This window comes from Rhodococcus sp. NPDC004095, from assembly GCF_053604015.1.
The window spans coordinates 78,882-100,031 of sequence record NZ_JBSGGS010000015.1 but is presented as its reverse complement, the minus strand read 5'-3'; the positions used below and the strand labels follow the sequence as shown (position 1 = coordinate 100,031).

General features: G+C 70.2%; 24 protein-coding genes. 13 read left to right on the top strand and 11 right to left on the bottom strand.

Going from position 1 to position 21,150, the window contains the following annotated elements:
* Nucleotides 1-11 precede the first annotated feature (11 nt).
* The 4 genes from ACWEPG_RS24250 to ACWEPG_RS24235 all read right to left on the bottom strand — a co-directional run bounded on the left by ACWEPG_RS24250 (nucleotide 12) and on the right by ACWEPG_RS24235 (nucleotide 3,153).
* On the bottom strand, nucleotides 12-524 hold the full coding sequence (locus ACWEPG_RS24250) for a hypothetical protein (protein WP_450114632.1): 513 nt from the start codon (nucleotides 522-524) through the stop codon (nucleotides 12-14).
* A 197-nt stretch (nucleotides 525-721) separates the two neighbouring features.
* On the bottom strand, nucleotides 722-1,978 hold the full coding sequence (locus ACWEPG_RS24245) for an MFS transporter (RefSeq protein ID WP_450114633.1): 1,257 nt from the start codon (nucleotides 1,976-1,978) through the stop codon (nucleotides 722-724).
* Between the two features lie 28 nt (nucleotides 1,979-2,006).
* On the bottom strand, nucleotides 2,007-2,480 hold the full coding sequence (locus tag ACWEPG_RS24240; RefSeq protein ID WP_450114634.1) for a MarR family winged helix-turn-helix transcriptional regulator: 474 nt from the start codon (nucleotides 2,478-2,480) through the stop codon (nucleotides 2,007-2,009).
* A gap of 73 nt (nucleotides 2,481-2,553) precedes the next feature.
* Nucleotides 2,554-3,153: a phosphoribosylanthranilate isomerase gene (locus ACWEPG_RS24235; RefSeq protein ID WP_450114635.1), complete on the bottom strand. Its 600-nt coding sequence runs from the start codon at nucleotides 3,151-3,153 to the stop codon at nucleotides 2,554-2,556.
* A gap of 65 nt (nucleotides 3,154-3,218) precedes the next feature.
* Here ACWEPG_RS24235 and ACWEPG_RS24230 point away from each other — a divergent pair, with 65 nt between their 5' ends.
* A complete protein-coding gene (locus ACWEPG_RS24230) occupies nucleotides 3,219-3,899 on the top strand; it encodes a lysoplasmalogenase (protein ID WP_450114727.1) in 681 nt (226 codons plus the stop codon).
* On the opposite strand, the gene ACWEPG_RS24225 is transcribed toward ACWEPG_RS24230, so the two are convergent.
* Nucleotides 3,896-4,342, bottom strand: coding sequence for a hypothetical protein (locus tag ACWEPG_RS24225; protein ID WP_450114636.1), 447 nt, complete (start codon nucleotides 4,340-4,342; stop codon nucleotides 3,896-3,898). The genes ACWEPG_RS24230 and ACWEPG_RS24225 overlap by 4 nt on opposite strands.
* A 45-nt stretch (nucleotides 4,343-4,387) precedes the next feature.
* On the opposite strand from ACWEPG_RS24225, the gene ACWEPG_RS24220 reads away from it, so the two are divergent.
* The 5 genes from ACWEPG_RS24220 (at nucleotide 4,388) to ACWEPG_RS24200 (ending at nucleotide 8,122) form a co-directional block, all read left to right on the top strand.
* A complete protein-coding gene (locus ACWEPG_RS24220; RefSeq protein ID WP_450114637.1) occupies nucleotides 4,388-5,176 on the top strand; it encodes an SDR family oxidoreductase in 789 nt (262 codons plus the stop codon).
* 68 nt (nucleotides 5,177-5,244) lie between these two features.
* On the top strand, nucleotides 5,245-5,826 hold the full coding sequence (locus ACWEPG_RS24215; protein WP_452595518.1) for a DUF6636 domain-containing protein: 582 nt from the start codon (nucleotides 5,245-5,247) through the stop codon (nucleotides 5,824-5,826).
* A gap of 135 nt (nucleotides 5,827-5,961) precedes the next feature.
* Nucleotides 5,962-6,099, top strand: a complete 138-nt coding sequence (locus ACWEPG_RS24210) for a hypothetical protein (protein ID WP_450114639.1) — start codon at nucleotides 5,962-5,964, stop codon at nucleotides 6,097-6,099.
* 126 nt (nucleotides 6,100-6,225) lie between these two features.
* Nucleotides 6,226-6,930 carry a TrmH family RNA methyltransferase gene (locus ACWEPG_RS24205; protein WP_450114640.1) on the top strand — a complete coding sequence of 235 codons (705 nt, stop codon included), beginning with the start codon at nucleotides 6,226-6,228 and terminating at the stop codon, nucleotides 6,928-6,930.
* Between the two features lie 34 nt (nucleotides 6,931-6,964).
* On the top strand, nucleotides 6,965-8,122 hold the full coding sequence (locus ACWEPG_RS24200; RefSeq protein WP_450114641.1) for a glycoside hydrolase family 76 protein: 1,158 nt from the start codon (nucleotides 6,965-6,967) through the stop codon (nucleotides 8,120-8,122).
* Between the two features lie 15 nt (nucleotides 8,123-8,137).
* On the opposite strand, the gene ACWEPG_RS24195 is transcribed toward ACWEPG_RS24200, so the two are convergent.
* Entirely contained in the window at nucleotides 8,138-9,997 is a 1,860-nt protein-coding gene (locus ACWEPG_RS24195) for a glycoside hydrolase family 15 protein (protein WP_452595517.1), read from the bottom strand.
* Nucleotides 9,998-10,156: 159 nt separating this feature from the next.
* Here ACWEPG_RS24195 and ACWEPG_RS24190 point away from each other — a divergent pair, with 159 nt between their 5' ends.
* Complete coding sequence (locus ACWEPG_RS24190) at nucleotides 10,157-10,642, top strand: DUF6194 family protein (protein ID WP_450114643.1); 486 nt, start codon at nucleotides 10,157-10,159, stop codon at nucleotides 10,640-10,642.
* Nucleotides 10,635-11,378 carry a MerR family transcriptional regulator gene (locus ACWEPG_RS24185; RefSeq protein ID WP_452595516.1) on the top strand — a complete coding sequence of 248 codons (744 nt, stop codon included), beginning with the start codon at nucleotides 10,635-10,637 and terminating at the stop codon, nucleotides 11,376-11,378. The genes ACWEPG_RS24190 and ACWEPG_RS24185 overlap by 8 nt, the downstream gene beginning before the upstream one ends.
* On the opposite strand, the gene ACWEPG_RS24180 is transcribed toward ACWEPG_RS24185, so the two are convergent.
* A complete protein-coding gene (locus ACWEPG_RS24180) occupies nucleotides 11,363-12,013 on the bottom strand; it encodes a DedA family protein (protein WP_450114645.1) in 651 nt (216 codons plus the stop codon). The genes ACWEPG_RS24185 and ACWEPG_RS24180 overlap by 16 nt on opposite strands.
* A gap of 3 nt (nucleotides 12,014-12,016) precedes the next feature.
* On the bottom strand, nucleotides 12,017-12,766 hold the full coding sequence (locus tag ACWEPG_RS24175; RefSeq protein ID WP_450114646.1) for a VTT domain-containing protein: 750 nt from the start codon (nucleotides 12,764-12,766) through the stop codon (nucleotides 12,017-12,019).
* 154 nt (nucleotides 12,767-12,920) lie between these two features.
* Here ACWEPG_RS24175 and fbaA point away from each other — a divergent pair, with 154 nt between their 5' ends.
* Together fbaA and ACWEPG_RS24165 are read left to right on the top strand one after the other, a co-directional pair.
* Nucleotides 12,921-13,958 (top strand): class II fructose-bisphosphate aldolase, encoded by a 1,038-nt coding sequence (gene fbaA / locus ACWEPG_RS24170; RefSeq protein WP_450114647.1) that lies wholly within the window; start codon nucleotides 12,921-12,923, stop codon nucleotides 13,956-13,958.
* A gap of 93 nt (nucleotides 13,959-14,051) precedes the next feature.
* Nucleotides 14,052-14,894, top strand: coding sequence for an NAD(P)H-binding protein (locus ACWEPG_RS24165; RefSeq protein ID WP_450136382.1), 843 nt, complete (start codon nucleotides 14,052-14,054; stop codon nucleotides 14,892-14,894).
* Nucleotides 14,895-14,906: 12 nt separating this feature from the next.
* Here ACWEPG_RS24165 and ACWEPG_RS24160 read toward each other — a convergent pair whose 3' ends face one another.
* Nucleotides 14,907-15,521 carry an Rv0361 family membrane protein gene (locus ACWEPG_RS24160; protein ID WP_452595515.1) on the bottom strand — a complete coding sequence of 205 codons (615 nt, stop codon included), beginning with the start codon at nucleotides 15,519-15,521 and terminating at the stop codon, nucleotides 14,907-14,909.
* Nucleotides 15,522-15,669: 148 nt separating this feature from the next.
* Here ACWEPG_RS24160 and ACWEPG_RS24155 point away from each other — a divergent pair, with 148 nt between their 5' ends.
* The 3 genes from ACWEPG_RS24155 (at nucleotide 15,670) to ACWEPG_RS24145 (ending at nucleotide 18,229) form a co-directional block, all read left to right on the top strand.
* Entirely contained in the window at nucleotides 15,670-16,086 is a 417-nt protein-coding gene (locus ACWEPG_RS24155) for a DUF3151 domain-containing protein (protein ID WP_450114650.1), read from the top strand.
* Between the two features lie 37 nt (nucleotides 16,087-16,123).
* Nucleotides 16,124-17,215, top strand: coding sequence for an FUSC family protein (locus ACWEPG_RS24150; protein ID WP_450114728.1), 1,092 nt, complete (start codon nucleotides 16,124-16,126; stop codon nucleotides 17,213-17,215).
* 84 nt (nucleotides 17,216-17,299) lie between these two features.
* Entirely contained in the window at nucleotides 17,300-18,229 is a 930-nt protein-coding gene (locus ACWEPG_RS24145) for a cation diffusion facilitator family transporter (RefSeq protein WP_450114651.1), read from the top strand.
* A 146-nt stretch (nucleotides 18,230-18,375) separates the two neighbouring features.
* Here the strand turns inward: ACWEPG_RS24145 and ACWEPG_RS24140 are convergent, their stop codons facing one another.
* Together ACWEPG_RS24140 and ACWEPG_RS24135 are read right to left on the bottom strand one after the other, a co-directional pair.
* Complete coding sequence (locus tag ACWEPG_RS24140; RefSeq protein ID WP_450114652.1) at nucleotides 18,376-20,193, bottom strand: sigma-54-dependent Fis family transcriptional regulator; 1,818 nt, start codon at nucleotides 20,191-20,193, stop codon at nucleotides 18,376-18,378.
* 79 nt (nucleotides 20,194-20,272) lie between these two features.
* Complete coding sequence (locus tag ACWEPG_RS24135) at nucleotides 20,273-21,085, bottom strand: hypothetical protein (RefSeq protein WP_452595514.1); 813 nt, start codon at nucleotides 21,083-21,085, stop codon at nucleotides 20,273-20,275.
* Nucleotides 21,086-21,150 lie beyond the last annotated feature (65 nt).

Sequence of the window (21,150 nt, the reverse complement as noted above, 5' to 3'; positions counted from 1 at the left end):
AGACAGGGGAATCAGGGGATCATCAGGTTGCCCTTGACCGTGACACCGAATTGGGGTCGCAGCTGGGTCCAGCTCGCGTTGGTGAAGGTCGCCTGAACGGAGATCACGGCGAGTCCGGAACCGGGAACGACCTCGCTGCGCACCGTTTCTCCCGGCCTCTCACCGAAACGCAGGGGGACCGATGCGACCTGGGCGACGCCGAAGGCGGTTCCGTAGACGATTTCGGCATCCAAACGGCAGTACGGATCGGCCGCCCAGTCCGGGGTCAGGCCGTGCATGCCGCGCGAGGTGAACACGACGGTTGCGACACCCGGGCGGGCGGGGTCGGTTTCGATCGACGTGTCGATCAGCCCGTGGCAGAACGAGTTCTGGCCGATCGCCGCCAATGTCGGGCCGGCCAGCGTCGAGTACACGACCGGCGCGGGCGTCGGCGCGGCGGTCGCGGTGGCGCCGGCGCCCGTGAAAGCAGTGGCGGCGATGGCAGTGGCCCCGAACGCGCGCACGGCACAGCGACGGATGTTCATGGATTTCCCCCTGTATTCGTCTGTCGATTCCCCCGGCCGAGCGAGTGGACGAGTCGGTCCGCCGTCGGCGCCGGCTCATGCTGCCACACGTTCGATCGCAAGCCCAACCGGGCGGTGCACCGGGAAGAATGCGGAAGGGGAGGTCCGTGGCCGGGTTTCACGCGAAACCGGGCCGCGGACCTCCCCTCCACAGGCGGTCAGTCGGCGGCGCCGACGGCGACCGCGGTCGCCTCCTCGACGCTGTGTGGCGCGGGGTCGCGGTCGTCGACGTGCGCGAGGATCTTTCGACCGGTGGACAACACGAGGATCGCGGCCACCGTGCATGCCGCACCGACCCAGAACGGCAGGTTCGCGTGGTGCTCACCGAGCCTGCCCGCCACCCACGGGGCGGCGGCGCCGCCGACGAAGCGGACGAAACTGTAGGCCGCGGAGGCGGTGGACCTCTCGACCGGCGCGGAGATCATCACGGTCTCGGTGATCAGCGTGTTGTTCACGCCGAGGAACAGGCCGGCGAGGACGACGCACACGATCAACACGGCCTTCGTCTCGGTGAACATCGCCATCACCGCGAGGTCGGCGGCGAACAGTCCCAGCGCCACCATCATCATCGGGAGCGTGCCGAACCGGCGCTGCAGTCGCGGCGCCAGGAAGACGGACGAGATCGCCAGTGCCAGGCCCCATCCGAAGAAGATGAAACCGATCGGGTACGCACCCATGTCGAGCGGGAACGGCGTGTACGCGAGCAGGGTGAAGAAGCCGTAGTTGTACAGCAGTGAGGTGATGGCGACGGTCAGCAGTCCTCGGTGGCGCAGTGCGAGGAACGGCGCCGCGAGCGAGGTGTGCCCGGACTTGGGGACCGGGGTCGCCGGGAGCATCGCCACGATCAGGATGAACGCCACCGCCATCAACGCGGCGACGCCGAAGAACGGTGCACGCCAACTGATGTCGCCGAGCACGCCGCCGACCAGAGGGCCCACCGCGATGCCGACGCCGAGTGCCGCCTCGTACAGGATGATCGCCTTCCCGACACCGCCGGACGCGGCGCCGACGATCGTCGCGAGGGAGGTGGCGATGAACAGGGCGTTGCCCAGGCCCCAGCCGGCGCGGAAGCCGATGATGCCGCCGACGGTGTCCGAGGTGCCCGCCAGTGCGGCGAAGACGACGATGATCGCCAGACCGGACAGCAGCGTCCTCTTCGAGCCGATGCGACTGGAGATGGCGCCGGTGACCAGCATGGCGACGCCGGTGACGAGCATGTACGAGGTGAAGAGCAGTGAAACCTGGGACGGTGTGGCGTGCAGGTCCTCGCCGATCGGCTTGAGGATCGGGTCGACCAGACCGATGCCCATGAAGGCGATGACGCTGGCGAAGGCGACCGCCCACACCGCCTTCGATTGATGCAGGATGCTGGTGTCCTCCGCTTCGGATGCGGGGGCCGTGGCGGTGGTGGTCACGGACACCTCCTTTGTGTGAAATCGTGTGCTATTGCTGTTTTCTCGACTCCTTCACGACCTCGCGGAGATCGCGAAGGCTGAGGGAGAGTCGTTCGATCTGCCCGGCGTCGATGCCCGGCAGATGCTCGGCGAGGGTGGCGCCGATGTTGTCGCGTGCCTCGGCCAGCCATGCGCGTCCGGCATCGGTCATCTCGATCATCACGGCCCGGGAATCCTCGGGATCACGTTGCCGCCGAACCAGTCCCGCCGCGCCGAGTTGCTTGAGCAGGGCGGTCGCCGTCGGCTGCGAGGAACTGTCCAGTCGGGCGACCTCGCTGACGCGCAGCGCGCCGTACTCCTCGAGGAGGGACAGCGCGCGCATCCACGGCCGGGACCACGTGTCGGCGGACATGGACGAGGCGAGTCGGGTGAAGCGGGACGAGTTGGTCACCAGTTCCGCGAGCACTCGGCGCAGGTGGGCCTCGGTGTCGCTGACTGCCTCCGGGTCGCCTGTCGTCGCCATGAGTCAAGATTATTGCATAGGTAAACTATGTATGTAAACCGTGTGTGAGACCCAGAGCAGGGTCGGAAATGGGTCAGGTGCCGGAGCGGACCGCCGCCGCGAAGGCCGACATCAGCGCGGGATCCTTGACGCCACGGCTCGATTCGATGCCACTGGACACGTCGACCCCCCAGGCCCCGGACGTTGTCACCGCCCGCGCGACGTTCTCCGGGGTGAGTCCACCGGCCAGGATCCACCGGCCGGACGGCAGGGCACTGCGGTCCTGCCAGTCCCACGTCACCCCGGCACCCGCGACGGCGCCGTCCACCAGCAGCAGGTCCGCTCCGAGATCGTCGGCCAGATCCTCCGCGCCGCCGGTGTTGACCGCGCGGATCACCGTCAGCCCGGCGTCGTGCAGCGCCGACACATCCGCGGCCGAGCGCAGGTCGTGCACCTGCACGTGGTCCAGATCCGCGGCCGTGGCGGCGGCGACGATCTCGTCCAGGCCCATCCGGACGAACACCCCGACCGGGAGAACCGCCTCGGGAACCCGGATCCGCAGCTGCGCCGCCTGCTCCGGCGTCACCTTGCGGGGGCTGTCGGCGAAGACGAACCCGACGGCGTCGACCCCGAGCCCGACCGCCAGATCCACGGTGGCCTCGTCCCGGAGTCCGCACATCTTGATGAACGTCATGATCCGAGGATATGGCCATCGCCCGGCAGCTACCCTCACCGCAGTACCCGGATCCGGAGGTGGGGATGAAGCTCGAACATGCGGTGTTTCTCGGTGCGACCGCGGCGACGGTCGTCGGTGCGGTCGTCGAGAACGAGAAGCTGCAACTGGTCGCGAAGCCGTTGATCGCGCCGGCGCTGGCCGCGCGGGTGCTGCGCCGGCGCGGCAACATCGACCGCGTCGACACCGCCGTCCTGCTCGGCTCCCTGGCCGCGGCCACCGTCGGTGACGTGTTCATGATCGACCCCGACGACGACACCCGGCTGATGAACGGTGCGCGCTCGTTCGCGGTCATGCAGGTCGGGTACTCGACCGTGCTCGCTCGGCGGGGCGCCCGCCCGACCGCCCCGGCGCTGGTGCCGCGGCTGCTCGGGTGGCTCGGCGCCGCCGGGTTGCTGCGAGCGCGGGCGCGTCGGGTCGCGCCGACGCTGACCGCGTACGGCGCGGTGCTCGGCACCACGTCGACGCTGTCCGCGGATCCGTCGCTGGCTCCGGGCGCGCGAGTCGTCGCGGGCAACGTGGTCCCGAACGCGGACCCGCGCAGCCGGCTCGGTCTCGGCGGGCTGCTGTTCACCGGATCCGACGCGCTGATCGTGGTGCGGCGCCTCTTCGTGCGCGGGACCGCGGGCCGGCGCGCCGCCGAGGGCGTCATCCTAGCCAGCTATGCCGCAGCACAGGCACTGCTCGTCGAGGGGATGACGTCCTAGGGGAACAGGACGATGCGATCGCGGTCGCGGGGGTCGACGCGGATCGACACGACCTTGCCGGGGGCGAACCGCTTGTCCATGCCCTCGGGTACCTCGTAGACGATGCTTCCCGAGTACGACTGCTCGCCGGGCACCGTCAGCTGCAGGTGCAGAGAGGTGAGGTGCCCGTGGCGCGGCGTAACGGCGAGGAACCGGGAGCGGTCGATGGTCGCCCAGCCCTCCAGACCGCGACGCTCGATCCGGCGATCGGCGCGCGGTGGCCGATCCGCCCAGATCATGCCGAGACCGAGCGCCGAACCGTATGCGGCGAGCAGTCCGCAGAGCTGGAACGGGATCGTCGCCGGCGGGGTGTGCGGCAGCAGCCAGCCGAGCCAGAACCCGAGGATCACGAGATACCCGGCGGTGACGGCCAGCACCACGCGCGCGATCCGTTCGTGGAACATCGAATCCTCCACCTCCAGGGTAGGCGCGCGAACTACCCTCGCGACATGACGAAGCGAGCGGTGGTCATCACCGGTGCGGCAGCCGGTATCGGACGTGCGACGGCTCGACGATTCGCCCGCGACGGGTACCTCGTCGGGGCGTTCGACGTCGACCGACCGGGGTTGGCGGTGCTCGCCGACGAGATCCGCGCGCACGGTGGTGCGGTGCACACCGGCACCCTCGACGTCACCGATGCCGCGCAGTGGCGGCAGCGGCTCGCCGAGTTCACCGCGGACTCCGGAGGCCGGCTCGACGTCCTCGTCAACAACGCGGGCGTGCTGTCCTCGGGCCCGTTCGCGGAGACCGACCCGGCCGCGCACCGGGCGATGGTCGACGTCAACGTGGGAGGGGTGGTCGCGGGATGCGCGGCCGCCCACGAGTATCTCGCGGCAACGCCGGGCGCGGTCGTGGTCAACCTGTGCTCGGCTTCGGCGATCTACGGGCAACCCGAACTCGCCACGTACAGCGCGACCAAGTTCGCCATCCGCGGGTTGACCGAGGCCCTCGAATTGGAGTGGCGGGCATCGGGAATTCGGGTGCTCGCGATCTGGCCGCTGTTCGTGCGCACCGCGATGACCGACGACATGGACACGCGGGCGGTGGCCTCGCTCGGCATCCACCTGACCGCTGACGACGTCGCGGACGAGATCGCGTCCGCCGTGCGCCGACGGCCCCGGGTGTTGCCGAAGGTTCACTATCCCGTCGGGGCTCAGGCCCTCCTGATGCTGCTCGCGTCCCGGTTCGCGCCGGCATGGGCGAGCCGGGCCCTCAACCGCCGGATCACGCACACCTGACAGTGGGTTTCGCCCGACCGACGGCAGGCCGTAGGGTCGTTCGCGATCCGTACGGAAGGGGAGTGCTGGTGGGTTCGCGTCGAGTGCTGGCGGTACTGGGAACGGCGGCCGCGGCAATGGTGGTGACGGCCTGCGGCGCCTCCGATGCCGACGAGGCAGCGCCGACGACCACGACCACCGCGCCGGTGGCCACGGCCGCGCCGACAACGACCGCGGTACCGACCACGACGACCACCGTCACCACCGCGCCGCCGACCACCACCACCGCGCCGCCGACCACCACCTACCGGCGCAACGAGGCGGTCTACTTCACCGCCCCGGCCGGTGGATTTCAGTGCGGCATAATCGAATTGGCCACCCGCACGGAGGCGGGCTGTCAGGGGACCACCACTCCCGTCCCGCCGCGACCGGAGAACTGCATGGTGAACTGGGGCAGCGGCATCCGGGTGACCGGCACCGGCCCGGCCGAGTTCCTGTGCTCCGGCGGGCTCGTGTACACCTCCGGCGGCACCGACCCGGTGCTGCCGGTCGGGCAGACCGTGGCGTCGTTCGGATTCACCTGCGTGTCCGCGGCGGACGGGATCACCTGCCGCAAGGACGACACCGGGCACGGCTTCCGGATCTCGTCGAACTCCAACGAGACCTTCTGACCGACCGTGTGGGTCAACTCACCTTCGAGCGTGTTGAGGTAAGCCTATCCTTGCCCTTACTGTTCAACGCGTCGTCGTCGCCATCCGGTGATGCGAAACCTCCACGGCCCAGCCGTGCTGACGCGAAGGACGCTCATGGACATCGATCAGATCATCGGCCTGCTCTCCGCTCTCGGCGATTTCGGCAACCTGCTCACCGGTTTCGGTGACGCCGCCTCCGGCCTCGTCGAGCTGGGCGGCTCGGTCGCGAGCCTGTCCGCCGACGCCGCCTGAGACCAGGCCGGGTAACGCCCCCCTCTCGACTGTGGGCGGGTGTCGCGACTGCGCGGCACCCGCCCACAGTCGTGTCTCCGGGTGCCCGGACTTCGGCGGGTGCGAGGCGGGCGGGACAATGAACCCATGAGCACGAGCGGTTCCGACGGCGTCGACGGCAATCGGCCCGAACACGGCGACGAGCCCGGACCCACCGAATGGGGCGAGCACCCGCACGGTGTCGGACCGTGGCTGGTCGAACGCGGCGAGCCGCTGCCGGACGACCCTCGGTACGACCCCGAACTGCTGATCTCGGGGGACCGGCGAAACGTGGTCGACGCCTACCGGTACTGGAGCCGGGACGCGATCATGGCGGACATCGACACCCGGCGGCACCCGTTCCACGTCGCGATCGAGAACTTCGGGCACGACGCCAACATCGGCACGGTGGTCCGCACCGCCAACGCCTTCGCCGCGGCCGCCGTGCACATCGTCGGTCGGCGACGATGGAATCGGCGCGGCGCCATGGTCACCGACCGCTACCAACACATCGTCCACCACCCGACCGCCGAGGAACTGTTCGAGTACGCCGCCAGTTCGGACCTCGCCGTCGTGGCCGTCGACAACGTGCCCGGTTCGGTCCCGCTGGAGACGGCGAACCTGCCGCGCGAGTGCATCCTGCTGTTCGGGCAGGAAGGCCCGGGCGTCAGTGACCATGCGAAGCGGTCCGCCGCGATGACTGTCTCGATTGCGCAGTTCGGTTCCACCCGAAGCATCAACGCCGGGGTGGCCGCGGGGATCGCGATGCACGCCTGGATTCGGCAACACGCCGATCTCGGCCGGTCGTGGTAGCGAATCGTCCCTCGAATAGGCAAGATCGGTTGTCATGCAGCACGAGTGGTCGGCGCGGGCGGACGCCGCCGAGGAGGCGGTGGTCACCCGGCATCTCCGGCGACTGTGGGCGCTGCCCGGCACGAGTCTGGCGGTGGTCGCGTGGCCGCCGGTTCGCCGGGAGCGGTTGTTCTTCACCTGGCACTACTGGTGGCAGGCCCATCTGCTGGACTGCGTCATCGACGCCGCCGACCGGAACCCGACCTCGCGCCGTCGTCGCAGGATCACGAAAATCGGTCGTGCCCACCGGATCCGGAACATCACCGGGTGGACGAACCAGTACTACGACGACATGGCGTGGCTCGGTATCGCGCTGGAACGGGCGCAGCGGCTGCACCATCTCGACTTCCGGGTCGCGATCGGCGACCTCGAAACGCAGGTGTTCAGCGCGTGGGCGCCGGAGTCCGGGGGCGGCATCCCGTGGCGCACCCGCTCGGACTTCTACAACGCGCCGGCCAACGGTCCCGCCGCGATCCTGCTCGCCCGCACCGGTCGCCTGCTGCGGGCGCAGGCCATGGCCGACTGGATCGACGACACGCTCAAGGATCCCGCGACGGGCCTGATCCTCGACGGGATCCGGTTCCCCTCCGGCAGACCGGTGCCCGCCGGCGTCCTCGACCGCGCCGTCTACACGTACTGCCAGGGGGTCGCGCTCGGCATGGAAACCGAGCTGGCATTGCGTCTGGACGAGCCACGGCACCGGCGACGGGTACACGATCTCGTGGACGCGATCGACAAGCACCTGACCGTGGACGGGGTGATCGCCGGCGGTGGGGGCGGCGACGGCGGCCTCTTCGACGGCATCCTCGCCCGGTACCTCGCACACGTCGCCGCGCGGCTGCCCGGCGACAGCGAGCCCGACCAGCGGGCACGGCGCATCGCCGCCCAGATCGTCCTCGACTCCGCGGAAGCCGCGTGGGACAACCGGCTGCAGATCGAGGGCCAGCCCCTGTTCGGCTGCGACTGGACCCGAACGGCGCGGCTGCCCGGCCTCGGCGCCGGGATCGCGACCTTCTCCGGCGGAACCGTGCACGCCTCCGACATCGCCGAGCGGGACCTGTCCGTCCAGTTGGGCGGGTGGATGCTCATGGAGGCCGCGTACGTCGCGGCCGGCACGCTCGAGCCGCGGCCGACCCGCCGGTTCCGGGTCTGAGCAGCTCGGACCCGGTCACGCCTCGGCCCGGATCAGCCGGGTCACGGCCTCGATCAGCGCGAGGTGGGTGAACGCCTGGGGGAAGTTGCCGAGCTGTGCGCCGGTGAGCGGGTCGATTTCCTCGGCGTACAGCCCGAGCGGGCTGGCCAGGGACAGCAGTCGCGCACACAGCCGGTGCGCTCGCTCGGTCTCGCCGATCATCGTCAGCGTCGACACCAGCCAGAACGAACACATCGTGAAGGCTCCCTCCGGGTCCGTGAACCCGTCGTCGGTCCCCGCCCGGTAACGCAGCACGAGCCCGTCCGACGTCAGCTCCCGTTCGATCGCCGTCACCGTCGCCCGGACCCGCGCGTCCTCGGGCGGCAGAAACCCCATCAGCGGCACGAGCAGCGCGGACGCATCCAGCGCGGTGGCCCCGTAGTACTGGACGAACACGCCGCGGTCGTCGACGCCGTGCGCGCACACGTCGGCGTGGATCTCGTCGGCGATCGCGCGCCACCGCGCCGCATCGGTGGCGTCGCCGCGGTCGGCGGCGAGCCGGGCGCCCCGGTCCAGGGCCACCCAGCACATCACCTTCGACGCGGTGAAGTGGTGTGGCTCGCCCCGCATCTCCCAGATCCCGCGGTCGCGTTCCCGCCAGGCCGCGACCGCACCCTCCACCAGACTCGTCACCAGGGTCCAGGCGGGCGGACCGAGTCGGCTGGCGTGCCGGACGTGGGTGGCGATCGAGTCGAGCGTCAGACCCCACATGTCGTGCTGGCGCTGCGCGTAGGCGCCGTTGCCGACGCGGACGGGGCGGGCTCCGTCGTAGCCCCCGAGGTGGTCGAGGGTGCGTTCGGTCAGGTCCCGTTCGGTGTCGATGCCGTACATGATCTGCAGTGCGGCCCCGGATGAACCGTCGCCGGGCGAGCCGCCGGTGATCGCGTCCATCAGGAACTCGAAGTACTCGACCGCCTCCCAGTCGTGTCCGAGATCGAACAGTGCCCGCAGGAGGAACGACGAGTCGCGGATCCAGCAGAATCGGTAGTCCCAGTTGCGTTCTCCACCCGGAGCTTCCGGCAGGGACGTGGTCGCCGCGGCCATGATCGCGCCGGACGGCGCGTACGTCAGCCCCTTGAGGGTCATGACGCTGCGCTCGAGGTGCGGCCGCCACGGGTGATCGGGCAGCGCGGCGTGCCGCAACCACGCCCGGTGGAGTCGCCCGGTGGTCTCGATCCGCTCTTCCGCCTCCTCGAACGTCCGCGGCGGTGCCAGGTCGCCCCATGACAGCGCGACGAACGCGTGCTCTCCCGCCATCAGGTCGGTGCGCCCGCCCGCCCTGGCGCCGCCGATCGCGAACCGCAGGTTGCTCGTCAGCGTGAGCGTCGGGTCGGGCGCGGCGCCCACGGCACGGCACCGCAGGTGGCCGTAGCCCTCGTCGACGTACGCCCACGATCCGGCGTCGCGACCGTAGTCGAACAGGGGCAGGCAGTTCGCCGTGGTCTCGACCGTGCCCTCCACGCACTCCGCGGTGCGCACCATCATGCCGAGGGCGACGAAGTTGCCGGGCGGCCGCCGGTGCCCGGGGATCCGGCGCGCACCGGACCACGTCCCGATGGCGAGGGCGTCGCGGACCACCAGGCACCCCGTCGGCGTGCACCACGTCGTCTCGACCACGAGCGTCCCGGGCAGGTACCGGCGCTGCGACGGCACAGTCATGTTCGCCGGCGACAGCCTGAAGAACCCCGCGGATCGATCCAGCAGCGAGCCGAACACACTGGCCGAGTCGGGGCGGGGCAGGCACAGCCACTCGACGCTTCCGTCCGGGGCGAGTAGTGCGACGGTCCGGCAGTCGGACAGAAAGGCGTACTCCGCGATCGGCGGGAATTCGGACATCGGTGACGTCCCTTCGTGGTCTCGTCGTCGCGAGGAGACGGCGACCGGGAACCGTTGCCGGGGAAACCCTTGCTGCGCAGCCAGTTTATCGAGGGAGCCCGGGACCCGTCCCGGGAAACGCTTGCACCCCACGCAGCGTGAGGTTCTACCGTGGCCGGCATGAGCACATCGCAGAACACCTGGACACTCGACGAGGCCGTGGCCCGGGCGGCCGCGATGGACGGGGTCCGGATCCTGGTCGCGGGAGCGGAGAACGGCGCACCGGAGGTCGCGTGGGGGGACGTGTTCGTCTACGCCGATCGCGGACCGGCCGACGGAGCCCCCGACGACCGGTCCCCGTTCGCGACGATCGTCACCGGTGACTACCCCGGGTTCGACACCGCGTCCGACCTGGACCGCCCCGGCGTGTACCGGCTCAACGTCCACGTCGGCCGAGACCGGTTCCGGGACCTGCTCGGCCACGGACCGGAGGAGCACGCCGACCATCGCCGCGAGTACGACTACCGGGAGGCGGACCGGCTGCTGCCGCATCCGGTGTACGCCGCGCAGTCGTGGATCTCGATCCTGAACCCGGGTCCGCGGTGCGGGCAGCTCGCGGTGGACCTGCTCGCCGAGGCACTCGAGCGAGCCCGTCGCCGTGGGTGAGTACCCGGTCGGGCAGGTCGCGAAGCTGTCCGGGACGTCGGTGCGCACCCTGCACCACTACGACGAGATCGGGCTGCTGACTCCGCACGCGCGCACCTCGGCGGGCCACCGCCGCTACACCGACACCGACCTGGACCGGTTGCGGCGCATCCTCTACTACAGGGCGCTCGACTTTCCCCTCGACGCGATCGCCGCGCTGATCGACTACCCGGACCCGGACACCCACCTGCGCCGCCAGCACCGCCTGCTGCGACAGCGGCAGGCCCGGACCGCGCACCTGCTCACCGAACTGGAACGGGAGATCGAGGCCCGGCGCCTGGGCATTGCACTCTCACCGGCACAACAACTCGAGATCTTCGGCACCGACCGGTTCGCGGATCTGTTCGCCGCCGCCCGCGGCACCGGCGGCGAGTGGCGGGCCACATCGGCGTACACCGCCGAGGACTGGCACGAGATCAAGGCCGAGGCGGAGAGTGCCATCGCCGCGTTCGCCGAGGCGATGGCGGCCGGCGTGCCCGCCGACGGCGAGCAGGCGATGGACGCCGCCGAGCAGCATCGTCGGCACCTGGAACGCTGGTTCCACGACTGCGCCGCCGACCGTCACGTCGAAGTGGCGCGGGAGTACGTCGCCGACCCCGCCGTCGTCGATCAGTGGGACGGGATCGCACCCGGATTCGCGTGGTACGTCCACGACGCGATCCTCGCGAACACCCGGCGGGCTCACTCGACCGCGTAGTCCTCCGGCGGCTTCTCGAGTTCCTGGCGGTACTGCCGCACCCCGACGACCGTCCCGACGACGAGCGCGGTGACCAGCACCGCCAGCACCGCGGGCATCAGCCACGGCACCTGTTCGAGGAACTCGCCCGCGTAGAACCCGAGCAGCAACAGCACCGGCGCCCACGCGAGCGCCCCGAGCGTGCTCGCGACGGTATAGGCGCGGTGATTCATTCGGGCGGCGCCGGCCACGAGCGGGCACAGGGTCCGCACCCACGGGATCCACCGGGCGACGAGTACCGACCAGAACCCGTGCCGATCGAGCAGCGCGTTGACCTTGTGCAGGTTCGTGGTGTTGAGGTACTTGCCGTCACGGCGGGCCGCCAGGTGGTGTCCGCTGCGGTGCCCGATCACGTAGCCGACCTGATTGCCGGCGATCGCGGCCGCGGCCGCGCCGGCCGACAGCGACCACACGTGCGCCGTCCCCGCAGAGTGCCCGGCGAGCACGATCCCGGCCGTCAGCAGCATCGAGTCACCGGGCAGGAACAGTCCGACGATGAAGGCGCACTCGAGGAAAACGAAGGTCACGACGAGCAGCCACACCACGACCGGCCCGACACTGTCGAACGGTCCGAGGTCGGCGACGGCCAGCGGCATCGACTACGGCGTGCGTTCGTCGGCGACGGTGGTCGCCGGGGCGTCGGCGGCGGGGGCGCGACGCGACGCGAGGTAGCGCTTGCCGACCTCGACCGCGATCGGGATGACGGAGACGAGCACGATGACGATGAAGATCAGGTCCACGTTGTCGCGGATGAAGCCGATCTGGCCGAGCAGGTAGCCGAGCAGGGTGACGCCCGCGCCCCAGGCGATGCCGCCGACGATGTTGTAGGTGAGGAACACCGAGTACTTCATCTTCGACGCGCCCGCCACCAGCGGAGCGAAGGTGCGCACGATCGGCACGAAGCGGGCGAGGAGAATGGTGATCGGGCCGTGCTTCTCGAAGAACGCGTGCGACTCGTCGATGTAGCTCTTCTTGAAGAACTTCGCGTCGTCCGACTTGAACAGGGCGGCGCCGCCCTTCGCGCCGATCCAGTAGCCGACCTGGTCGCCGAGGATCGCGGCGATCGGGATCGTCACCAGCAGCACCCACAGCGGCGCGAACGGTTCCACCTCGGTGGACTTCGACGCGGCGATCAGGCCCGCGGTGAACAGCAACGAGTCACCCGGCAGCAGCGGGAACAGCAGGCCGGACTCGATGAACACCACCAGCAGCAGGCCGACCAGCACCCAGGTGCCGAACGAGTTCAGAAGGTTCACCGGATCCAGGAAGCCCGGCAGCAGTGCCAGGTTCGTCACGGAGTCCCGGCCATCGGTCACGAGGTCAGCGGCTGCCTGCACAATCACGCGCATCAGCGTACCGGCGGTGTCTGAGAGGGGGCTTAGTGCCCGATCTGCGGACTCGCACGAGACGTCGTGGGTCGCAGTTGCCATACTGCTAGGACCAGGTGCGCACCGACACGACCGACTGCGCCCATCCGACACGCCGACATGGAGGTCAGCTGCCGTGCCCATCGCAACTCCCGAGGTTTACGCCGAGATGCTCGGACGGGCCAAGGAGCACTCCTTCGCCTTCCCCGCCATCAACTGCACCTCGTCCGAGACGATCAACGCGGCCATCAAGGGCTTCGCGGACGCCGGCAGTGACGGCATCATCCAGTTCTCGACCGGCGGCGCGGAGTTCGGCTCGGGCCTCGGCGTCAAGGACATGGTGACCGGCGCGGTCGCACTCGCCGAGTTCGCGCACGTGATCGCCGCCAAGTACGACGTCACCATCGCGCTGCACACCGACCACTGCCCCAAGGACAAGCTGGACACCTTCGTCCGCCCGCTGCTGGCCATCTCGCAGGAGCGCGTCAACGCCGGCCGGAACCCGCTGTTCCAGTCGCACATGTGGGACGGCTCGGCCGTGCCGATCGACGAGAACCTGCAGATCGCGCAGGACCTGCTGAAGCTGTCGAAGGCCGCGAACATCATCCTCGAGGTCGAGATCGGCGTCGTCGGCGGCGAAGAGGACGGCGTCGAGGCCGAGATCAACGACAAGCTCTACACCTCCCGTGAGGACTTCGAGAAGACCGTCGACGCGCTCGGCGTCGGCGAGAACGGCAAGTACCTGCTGGCCGCCACGTTCGGCAACGTGCACGGCGTCTACAAGCCGGGCAACGTCGTCCTCAAGCCGGAGGTGCTCAAGGAGGGCCAGGAGGCCGCGACCGCCAAGCTCGGCCTGGCCGCCGGCTCCCAGCCGTTCGACTTCGTCTTCCACGGCGGCTCGGGCTCGCTGAAGTCGGAGATCGAGGACTCGCTGCGCTACGGCGTCGTGAAGATGAACGTCGACACCGACACCCAGTACGCGTTCTCCCGCCCGATCGCCGGCCACTTCTTCACCAACTACGACGGTGTCCTGAAGGTCGACGGCGAGGTCGGCAACAAGAAGGTCTACGACCCGCGCAGCTACCTGAAGAAGGCCGAGGCCGGCATGACCGCTCGCGTCATCGAGGCCTGCAACGACCTCAAGTCCGCGGGACGCTCGGTCTCCGCCGGATAGTTCTTCCCCCCGAAAGTGCAGTTCCCGTCGCGGCCACCCGGCCGATGCGACGGGAACTGCACTTTCGTCTTTTCGCGGCCGTAGGGTGGGGACATGAGCGAGCGGATCGCCGTCTCCGGGGCCGGCGGGCACATCGGTGGGGGAGTTGCGGATCTGCTCGCCGAGGCCGGGACGCAGGCCACGCTGATCACCCGCGACCCGTCCCGCCTCCACGGCAGGCAGGGCGCGACCGCGATCCGGGCGAGCTTCGGCGACCCGGCGCTCGTCGACGCGCTGCGCGGCGCGGACACCTTCTTCATGGTCTCGGCGACCGAGAGCCCCGACCGCGCCGACCTGCAGCGGCGGGCCGTCGACGCGGCGGTCGCCGCCGGGGTGCGGCGCATCGTCTACGTCTCGTTCGTCGGCGCCGCACCGGACTGCACGTTCACCTTCGGGCGCGACCACTGGCACACCGAGCAGGCCATCCGTGACAGCGGCCTGGTGTTCACGTTCCTGCGCGACAACCTGTATCTGGACCTGATGCCCGCGCTGGTCGGTCACGACGACCTCATCCGCGGTCCGGCCGGACACGGACGCGCCGCGATGGTCGCGCGCGCCGACGTGATCGAGGTGGCCGCCGCCGTGCTCGCCGGCGACCGCCACGACGGGCACACGCTGAACCTGACGGGCCCGGCGGCGCTGTCACTGGCCGACGTGGCGGAAGCGCTGACGGCGGCGCTGGGCCGGCCGATCCGCTACCACCGCGAGACGCTCGACGAGGCGTACGCCTCGCGTGCCCGTTACGGGGCGCAGCAGTGGGAGGTCGACGGCTGGGTCAGTTCCTACACCGCGATCGCGAACGGTGACCTGTCCCGGGTCAGTGGTGACGTGCGGCGGGTGCTCCATCGCGACCCGGCAGGTGTCGCTGCCGTCTTCCCTCCGCTGTCGGACCTGTGACGGCCCACGTTCTCAGCTGCACACCTTCCACACGCCGTCCTGCCGCTCGAGCGCGAACGAGCGCACCGAACTCGAGCCCGGATCGTTCGCGGTGTGGACGGTCACCTGGGCGAGGGCGGTGTCGTCGGTGACGGACACCGCGTCGATGCTCGTCACGACGGGGACCGCACGATCGGAGTTCGCCGACCGGTACACGTCCGCGAAGTCGGCGTCGGTGACCTGTCCGTAGTAGGCGGCGAGTTCGCCGCAGCTGCCCGCCCGCAGCGCCGCGAGGTCGCCGCGGTCGAGGGCGTCGACGAAATCGGTGATCGACGCTCGGACCGCGGTCTCGGTGCCGTCGCCGGAGACGCGGTTGTAGAGCAGTGCCGCGCCGGCCGCGAGCGCCCCGAGCGGCACGAGCACGCCGAGAACCAGCGGCCACCGGCGCCGCCGGGACGGTGCCGGTGGCGGTTCGGGGATCCGGGCCGCCACAGGCGCCCCGCCCGCGGCCGTTCCGGGGCCGACCCGGGTCGGCGTGGCGCGGGTCGCGTGCGGGATGACGGTGGTCGCGGCGTCGGACGGATCCGGGGCAGCCTCGTCGGGGGTGTCCGCCGGGTCCTGCCCGGACTCGGGTTCGTGGTTCGGCACGGCCTTCGCCCCCTGGTTCTGTGACGGTCTCGGGTGGCGCGGACCTCGCGCACGGTCAGCAGCCTACGACGTGAGCGACCCGGTCCGAGGCGTCGTACGCGGGGTGTCGGGGCGCAGCCGAAGTTGGGCTGCGCGCACAATGGTCGGCATGACCTCTTTCGGTGATCTGCTCGGCCCCCAGCCCACTCTGTTGCCCGGCGACGAGGACGCCGAGTCCGAACTCCTGAACAAGGCCGACCCCAAGCAGGTGGCCGCCGACCACCCGACCGCGTCGATCGCCTGGGCGTACCTGGCGGAGGCGGCGCTGGCGGACGGCGAGACGATCACGGCCTACGCCTACGCGCGCACCGGCTACCACCGCGGGCTCGACCAGTTGCGGCGCAACGGCTGGAAGGGCTTCGGTCCGGTTCCGTACAGCCACGAACCGAACCGCGGGTTCCTGCGCTGCGTCGCCGCCCTGGCCAGGGCCGCGCAGGTGATCGGCGAGTCCGACGAGCACGCCCGGTGCCTGGACCTGCTGGAGGACTGCGACCCGCGGGCTGCCGAAGCACTTGGCGTCGAATAGATTTCCCGTCTACAGCCGTGACCGGGCGCGGAAACGGCTGCGGGCCTCCGCTGCTCGTGTCCGCGCCTCCGCGTTCCCGGTGCTGCAGTGCGCGTTGGCGGCGGGCCTGGCCTGGTTCGTCGCCAACGACCTTTTCCACCACCACAATCCGTTCTTCGCGCCGATCGCCGCGGTGGTGTCCCTCGGGCTCTCGCTCGGGGCCCGGGTGCGGCGGTCGGCCGAGCTGATCGCAGGCGTCACCGTCGGTATCGGTGTCGGTGACACCCTGATCTCGATCATCGGCACCGGAGCCTGGCAGATCACCCTCGTCGTCGCCCTGGCGATGTCGACCGCGATCTTCCTCGACGGCGGCCCGATCATCTCCATGCAGGCCGGGACCTCCGCGGTGCTGGTGGCGACGTTGATCCCGCCACAGCAGGGCGGCGGGGCGGACCGGATGATCGACGCCCTGATCGGCGGCCTCGTCGGTTTCCTGGTCGTCACCCTCGTGCCGTCGCATCCGGTGCTGCGAGCCCGCAAGAACGCCGCGGACATCCTCGGCACCGCGTCCGAGGTGCTGCAGCTGGTCGCGGACGGACTCGTCGCCAACGATCCGAAACCGATCAAGGAGGGCTTGAAGAAGGCCCGTGCCACCCAGTCCTCCATCGAAGGGCTGCGGTCGAGTCTGAGCGGTGGGCGGGAGATCAGCCGGCTCTCGCCGCTGTACTGGAACTCGCGGTCCCGGTTCGACCGGCTCGCCGCGGCGGCGGACCCGATCGACAACGCGATGCGCAACATCCGCGTCCTCGCCCGCCGGTCGCTGACCCTGGTGCGGGACGACGAGATCCTCGACCCGCGGCTGGTGGACGAGGTGGAGAAGCTCTCGCACGCGGTCGACGTGCTGCGGCGGGTGGTGCTCGCCGACCCGGGGCAGCAGCCGGACCGGGCGGAGGCGGCGCGGGTGCTGCGCTCGGTCGCGGTCGGCGCGAAGGCGGAACTGGTGGAGAACGCGGGCATCTCGGCGACCGTGGTGTTCGCGCAGATCCGGTCCCTGATCGTGGACCTGCTTCAGGTGGCGGGGTTGAGCCGGATCTCCGCGATCGCGACCCTGCCGCCGACCGTGCCCAACCCCGCCTACCCGCCGGAGTAGCCCTTTCGATATATGCGAATATGTGCATATGATGGCTCCGGGTCCGGAGAACACGGGCCGACCGAACGAGCGAGGAGCCGGGTGATGGGCGTCGGACACGGACACGCGCACGGCCACGGCGCCGTCGAACCCGGCATCGCGGGACCGCCCGCGGCGCGAATCCGCCGGATGGTCCTCGCTCTCGGCATCCTCGTCGGATTCCTGGTGCTCGAGGTCGTCGTCGGTCTCGCCATCGGATCGCTGGCGCTGCTCGCCGACGCGGGCCACATGCTCACCGACGTGGTCGGCATGTCCATGGGTCTGGTCGCACTGCTGCTCGCGCGGCAGGGGTCCAAGGCCGCCGCCCGCACCTTCGGCTGGCACCGCGCCGAGGTCCTCACCGCGATGGCCAACGCGGTCCTCCTGCTCGCCGTCGCGGCGTGGGTGATGTACGAGGCGATCGGGCGGATCGGCGACGCCCCCGAGATCCCCGGGCTACCGCTGATGCTCACCGCCGCCGCCGGGCTGGCCGCGAACCTCGTGGTGATGTGGCTGCTGCGCGGCGACGCGGAGGACTCCCTCGCCGTCCGCGGCGCCTACCTCGAGGTGCTCGCCGACGCCGTCGGCAGCGTCGGCGTCCTGATCGCAGGCGCCCTGGTGTTCGCCTTCAACTGGACCTACGCCGACATCGTCGTCGGCGTGCTGATCTCGCTGTGGGTGGTGCCGCGGGCCGTCAAACTGGCCGCCGCCGCCCTCCGCATCCTCACCCAGGCGTCACCCGCGAACGTCGATGTCGACGCCGTGCGCGCCGACCTCCTCGCCCTACCCGGGGTCACCGACCTGCACGACCTGCACGTGTGGACGCTCACCACCGGCATGGACGTGGCGACCGTGCACCTGACCACCGACACCGACACCCAGTCCGTGCTGCGGGCAGCGAAGACGGTCCTCGACGGTCACGGGCTCGGGCACGCCACCGTGCAGGTGGAGTCCGCCGCCGACGGCAGCCGCTGCGCGGAGAACCTCACCTGGTGACACGGGCGGCGGACGACCGAGCCGAAGTGGGTCAAAATTCGGCCACCTCGACGTCGCCGTGGACAACATCAAACCGGACACCGATCGTCCCGACAGATCGCCGACACACACCCGGAACCGGGCACTGCCCGCTCCCGGAAACGTCTTCACCCGATGGGGTCGGCCCCGTCCGCGAGCCCGAACTTCGTCAGCTTCCGATACAAAGACGATCGTGAAATTCCGAGCGCACGAGCAGTTTTCGCCCTGTTCCCGCCGGTTCCTCGCAGTGCTTTGGTCACCACGTCACGCTCGGCCGCTTCGACGGCGCTCAGTTGGCGTCGCGGCCCGTGGTGACACCATTCGGGCAGATCGTCCCGCGTGATGCGTCCAGCCGGTCGTAGCGCGACGGCACTGCGTAGCGCAGCCTCGAGCTCGTGGATGTTGCGCGGCCACGGGTAGCTCACGAGCAGGCGCATCGCGTCGGGCGTGAGCTCGCGGCTCGACGATCCGGTGATCACCCGAAGCACCTGCTCGGCCACCACGGGGATGTCGTCGGTGCGGTGCCGCAGCGCGGGCACGTGCACGGTCCGTTCAAGCGCGTCGAGCAACGGCACGAGGAACTCCGGCGCTGGATCATCCGAATCCTGCATGGTGGCAACAACGAACACGTGGTCGGGACCGGGCTGAGCCAACACCGCCGCCAGGGTCGCCACAACCGGCTCGGGCATGGATCGAAGGTTGCGCAGCACGTACAGAGTTGGCGTCGCGGAGTCGACGGCGAGCCCGGAGAGGTCGGCGCCGCTGCCGTCCACGAGGATGCTGCGCCCGCCCGGCACCACCGAATGGAAGATCTCCGATGCCAGCGACGCCTTGCCCGTGCCCGGCTCCCCGGTGACCAGAATCCGTTCCCCCGCGCGCACCGCGTCCTCGATCTCGCTACAGGCCCGGGTCCAGAGGGCCGAGCCGCCGCCGGCCCGCAGCGTGTCGGTTCCTGCGGCGGCCAGGCCGGCAAGATACGGGCGCATCCGGGGCGAAGCGACGGGGCGGACCGCAGCCGGGATCGTGGCCGCCGCGGCGGTCGATTCGGACACGTCGATCAGGTATCCGGCGGTGTCCTCTCCGGCTCGGATCCGGGTGGCCCGCACCCGGACGAAGACGCCGTCGGGCAGTTCGACATTCTCGTCGATACGGTCGCGATGCCCGATCATGTAGTCGACGTGCTCGCCCACGCGGCGCTGGTTCGCCGGCCCCAGGATTGCGTGGGCGAGGGGATTCGCCAGCGACATCGCGCTGCCCGTGGCGAGCAGCGCCGTCTCACCCCGCGCGTCGGCGCGCACGAACGCATCGAACAGCGCGTGCTGGCGGGCACTGCGGTCACGGAACAGGTTGAGTTCGATCTCGGATGCGGCGCTGCGCACGACGCTCGCGAGCAGCGGCGAGGAATGCTCGGCGAGACAGCTCAGGTCGACGACACCCGCGATACGACCGCTGAAGGGGTCACGGATCGGGGCACCGGAACACGCGAACGGTTGGAATCGGTCGTGGAAGTGCTCGGCGCCCTCGATCTGGACGGCCTGTCCGGATTCGAGCACGGTGCCCACGCCGTTGGTGCCGATCTCGCCCTCGCGATAGTCGAAACCGGGGGCGAGTGAAACCCGATCGAGGAGACGCCCGATACTTCGGGCACCGTCGATCCTCATCAGCACCTGCGCCTTGGCGTCGGTCAGTGCGATGCTGACGGGAACGTCGACGATGTCCGCCGCGAGTTTGTCGAAAACGGACATCGCACATTGCACCAGCCGGGATTCGCGATTCACATCACCGACGAAGCCGACGTCCCCGCCGGAAGGCTGCACCCCGGCCGCCTGCGACCGCTGCCACGACGCGGACACGACCGAAGACACCAGAGAGTCGTCCGACTCCCCGGATTCGAGGAACCCGGCACGGGCGACGGCCACCTGCAGCCGTCGGTCTGCATTCTTCATCGCGTTCCCCTCGCCCGTACCGTTGTGGCCCGACTCACACGAGGGTATCCCGCGGGGTCCGCGGGATACCGGGCCGTGGTCACACCGTCGCGGTCCCGTCACCGACCCGGTCGAGGTCGGACAGCCTGGCCAGCACCGTTTCGGGCACCGCTTCCGCGGGGAGCCGGGCGAGCCGGAACGTCCCGGACGCTGCGGGCACGGCGGCGTTGTCGGCGAGCCAAAAGCCTGCGCCGAGCACGTCCCCGCCGTGTTCACCGAACGTCACGCTCGGGTCATCGCGCAACCCGAGCTCCCACCGGTAGTGCACGGCGACGTTGGCGATCGGCGCATAGGCGTCGGCGGGCACGTCGGGCACACCTCCGGCCATACGCTCGTCGAGCAGCAGCGCCGCGACGGGCACGTCGGCGAACCCGCGAAGCCAGTCCGCGACGTAGATCGCCGCGTTCTCCACCCGGTCGGCGTCGAGATCGTCCGTCGTTCCCGGGTGCGTCTGCTCCAGCCATGCCCGCGGAGACGGGATCTGCAGGACGAGCGGCAGCCGTGTCGTACCTGCCACGGTGGCAACCAGCGTCACCGCCGCCCGGCCGGCGTCCGCGTCACCGAGCAGTACGCGCAGCGCGTATCCGGGACGCGACCGTGCGGTCATCGCCTCATGCAGACGCAGCTCCCGAGCGAGGATCCGGTAGTAGGCGCCGAGGTCGAGCAGAGTGACGTCCGGGCGCAGCAACCCGTGTGCCTGGTTGAGCAGGTTCGACAATGCAGTGGGGTCGTCCCAGGGAATCGGGTTGCCTCGCAACAGGACCTGCCGACTGTAGTCGAGATGATCGACGATCAAGGGGGTCCTGCGCCCCGAGGCCGGTGCATCGAGAAACTCGGGCTTCGAAGTGGTCATCGTGTCGTCTCCGGGTTGAAGGGGTGCCCGCACTCACAGAGTGCGGGCACCCGGGCGGACGGGTC

Excerpts from the sequence above, each read along its gene's own strand:
- ACWEPG_RS24155 (WP_450114650.1), top strand. The coding sequence starts at position 15,670 with ATGACCTCTTTCGGTGATCTGCTCGGCCCCCAGCCCACTCTGTTGCCC.
- ACWEPG_RS24140 (WP_450114652.1), bottom strand. The coding sequence starts at position 20,193 with ATGAAGAATGCAGACCGACGGCTGCAGGTGGCCGTCGCCCGTGCCGGG.
- ACWEPG_RS24230 (WP_450114727.1), top strand. The coding sequence starts at position 3,219 with ATGAAGCTCGAACATGCGGTGTTTCTCGGTGCGACCGCGGCGACGGTC.
- ACWEPG_RS24145 (WP_450114651.1), top strand. The coding sequence starts at position 17,300 with ATGGGCGTCGGACACGGACACGCGCACGGCCACGGCGCCGTCGAACCC.
- ACWEPG_RS24190 (WP_450114643.1), top strand. The coding sequence starts at position 10,157 with ATGAGCACATCGCAGAACACCTGGACACTCGACGAGGCCGTGGCCCGG.
- ACWEPG_RS24235 (WP_450114635.1), bottom strand. The coding sequence starts at position 3,153 with ATGACGTTCATCAAGATGTGCGGACTCCGGGACGAGGCCACCGTGGAT.
- ACWEPG_RS24200 (WP_450114641.1), top strand. The coding sequence starts at position 6,965 with ATGCAGCACGAGTGGTCGGCGCGGGCGGACGCCGCCGAGGAGGCGGTG.
- ACWEPG_RS24250 (WP_450114632.1), bottom strand. The coding sequence starts at position 524 with ATGAACATCCGTCGCTGTGCCGTGCGCGCGTTCGGGGCCACTGCCATC.
- ACWEPG_RS24165 (WP_450136382.1), top strand. The coding sequence starts at position 14,052 with ATGAGCGAGCGGATCGCCGTCTCCGGGGCCGGCGGGCACATCGGTGGG.
- ACWEPG_RS24180 (WP_450114645.1), bottom strand. The coding sequence starts at position 12,013 with ATGCCGCTGGCCGTCGCCGACCTCGGACCGTTCGACAGTGTCGGGCCG.
- ACWEPG_RS24205 (WP_450114640.1), top strand. The coding sequence starts at position 6,226 with ATGAGCACGAGCGGTTCCGACGGCGTCGACGGCAATCGGCCCGAACAC.
- ACWEPG_RS24240 (WP_450114634.1), bottom strand. The coding sequence starts at position 2,480 with ATGGCGACGACAGGCGACCCGGAGGCAGTCAGCGACACCGAGGCCCAC.
- ACWEPG_RS24135 (WP_452595514.1), bottom strand. The coding sequence starts at position 21,085 with ATGACCACTTCGAAGCCCGAGTTTCTCGATGCACCGGCCTCGGGGCGC.
- ACWEPG_RS24175 (WP_450114646.1), bottom strand. The coding sequence starts at position 12,766 with ATGCGCGTGATTGTGCAGGCAGCCGCTGACCTCGTGACCGATGGCCGG.
- ACWEPG_RS24225 (WP_450114636.1), bottom strand. The coding sequence starts at position 4,342 with ATGTTCCACGAACGGATCGCGCGCGTGGTGCTGGCCGTCACCGCCGGG.
- ACWEPG_RS24210 (WP_450114639.1), top strand. The coding sequence starts at position 5,962 with ATGGACATCGATCAGATCATCGGCCTGCTCTCCGCTCTCGGCGATTTC.
- ACWEPG_RS24195 (WP_452595517.1), bottom strand. The coding sequence starts at position 9,997 with ATGTCCGAATTCCCGCCGATCGCGGAGTACGCCTTTCTGTCCGACTGC.
- ACWEPG_RS24220 (WP_450114637.1), top strand. The coding sequence starts at position 4,388 with ATGACGAAGCGAGCGGTGGTCATCACCGGTGCGGCAGCCGGTATCGGA.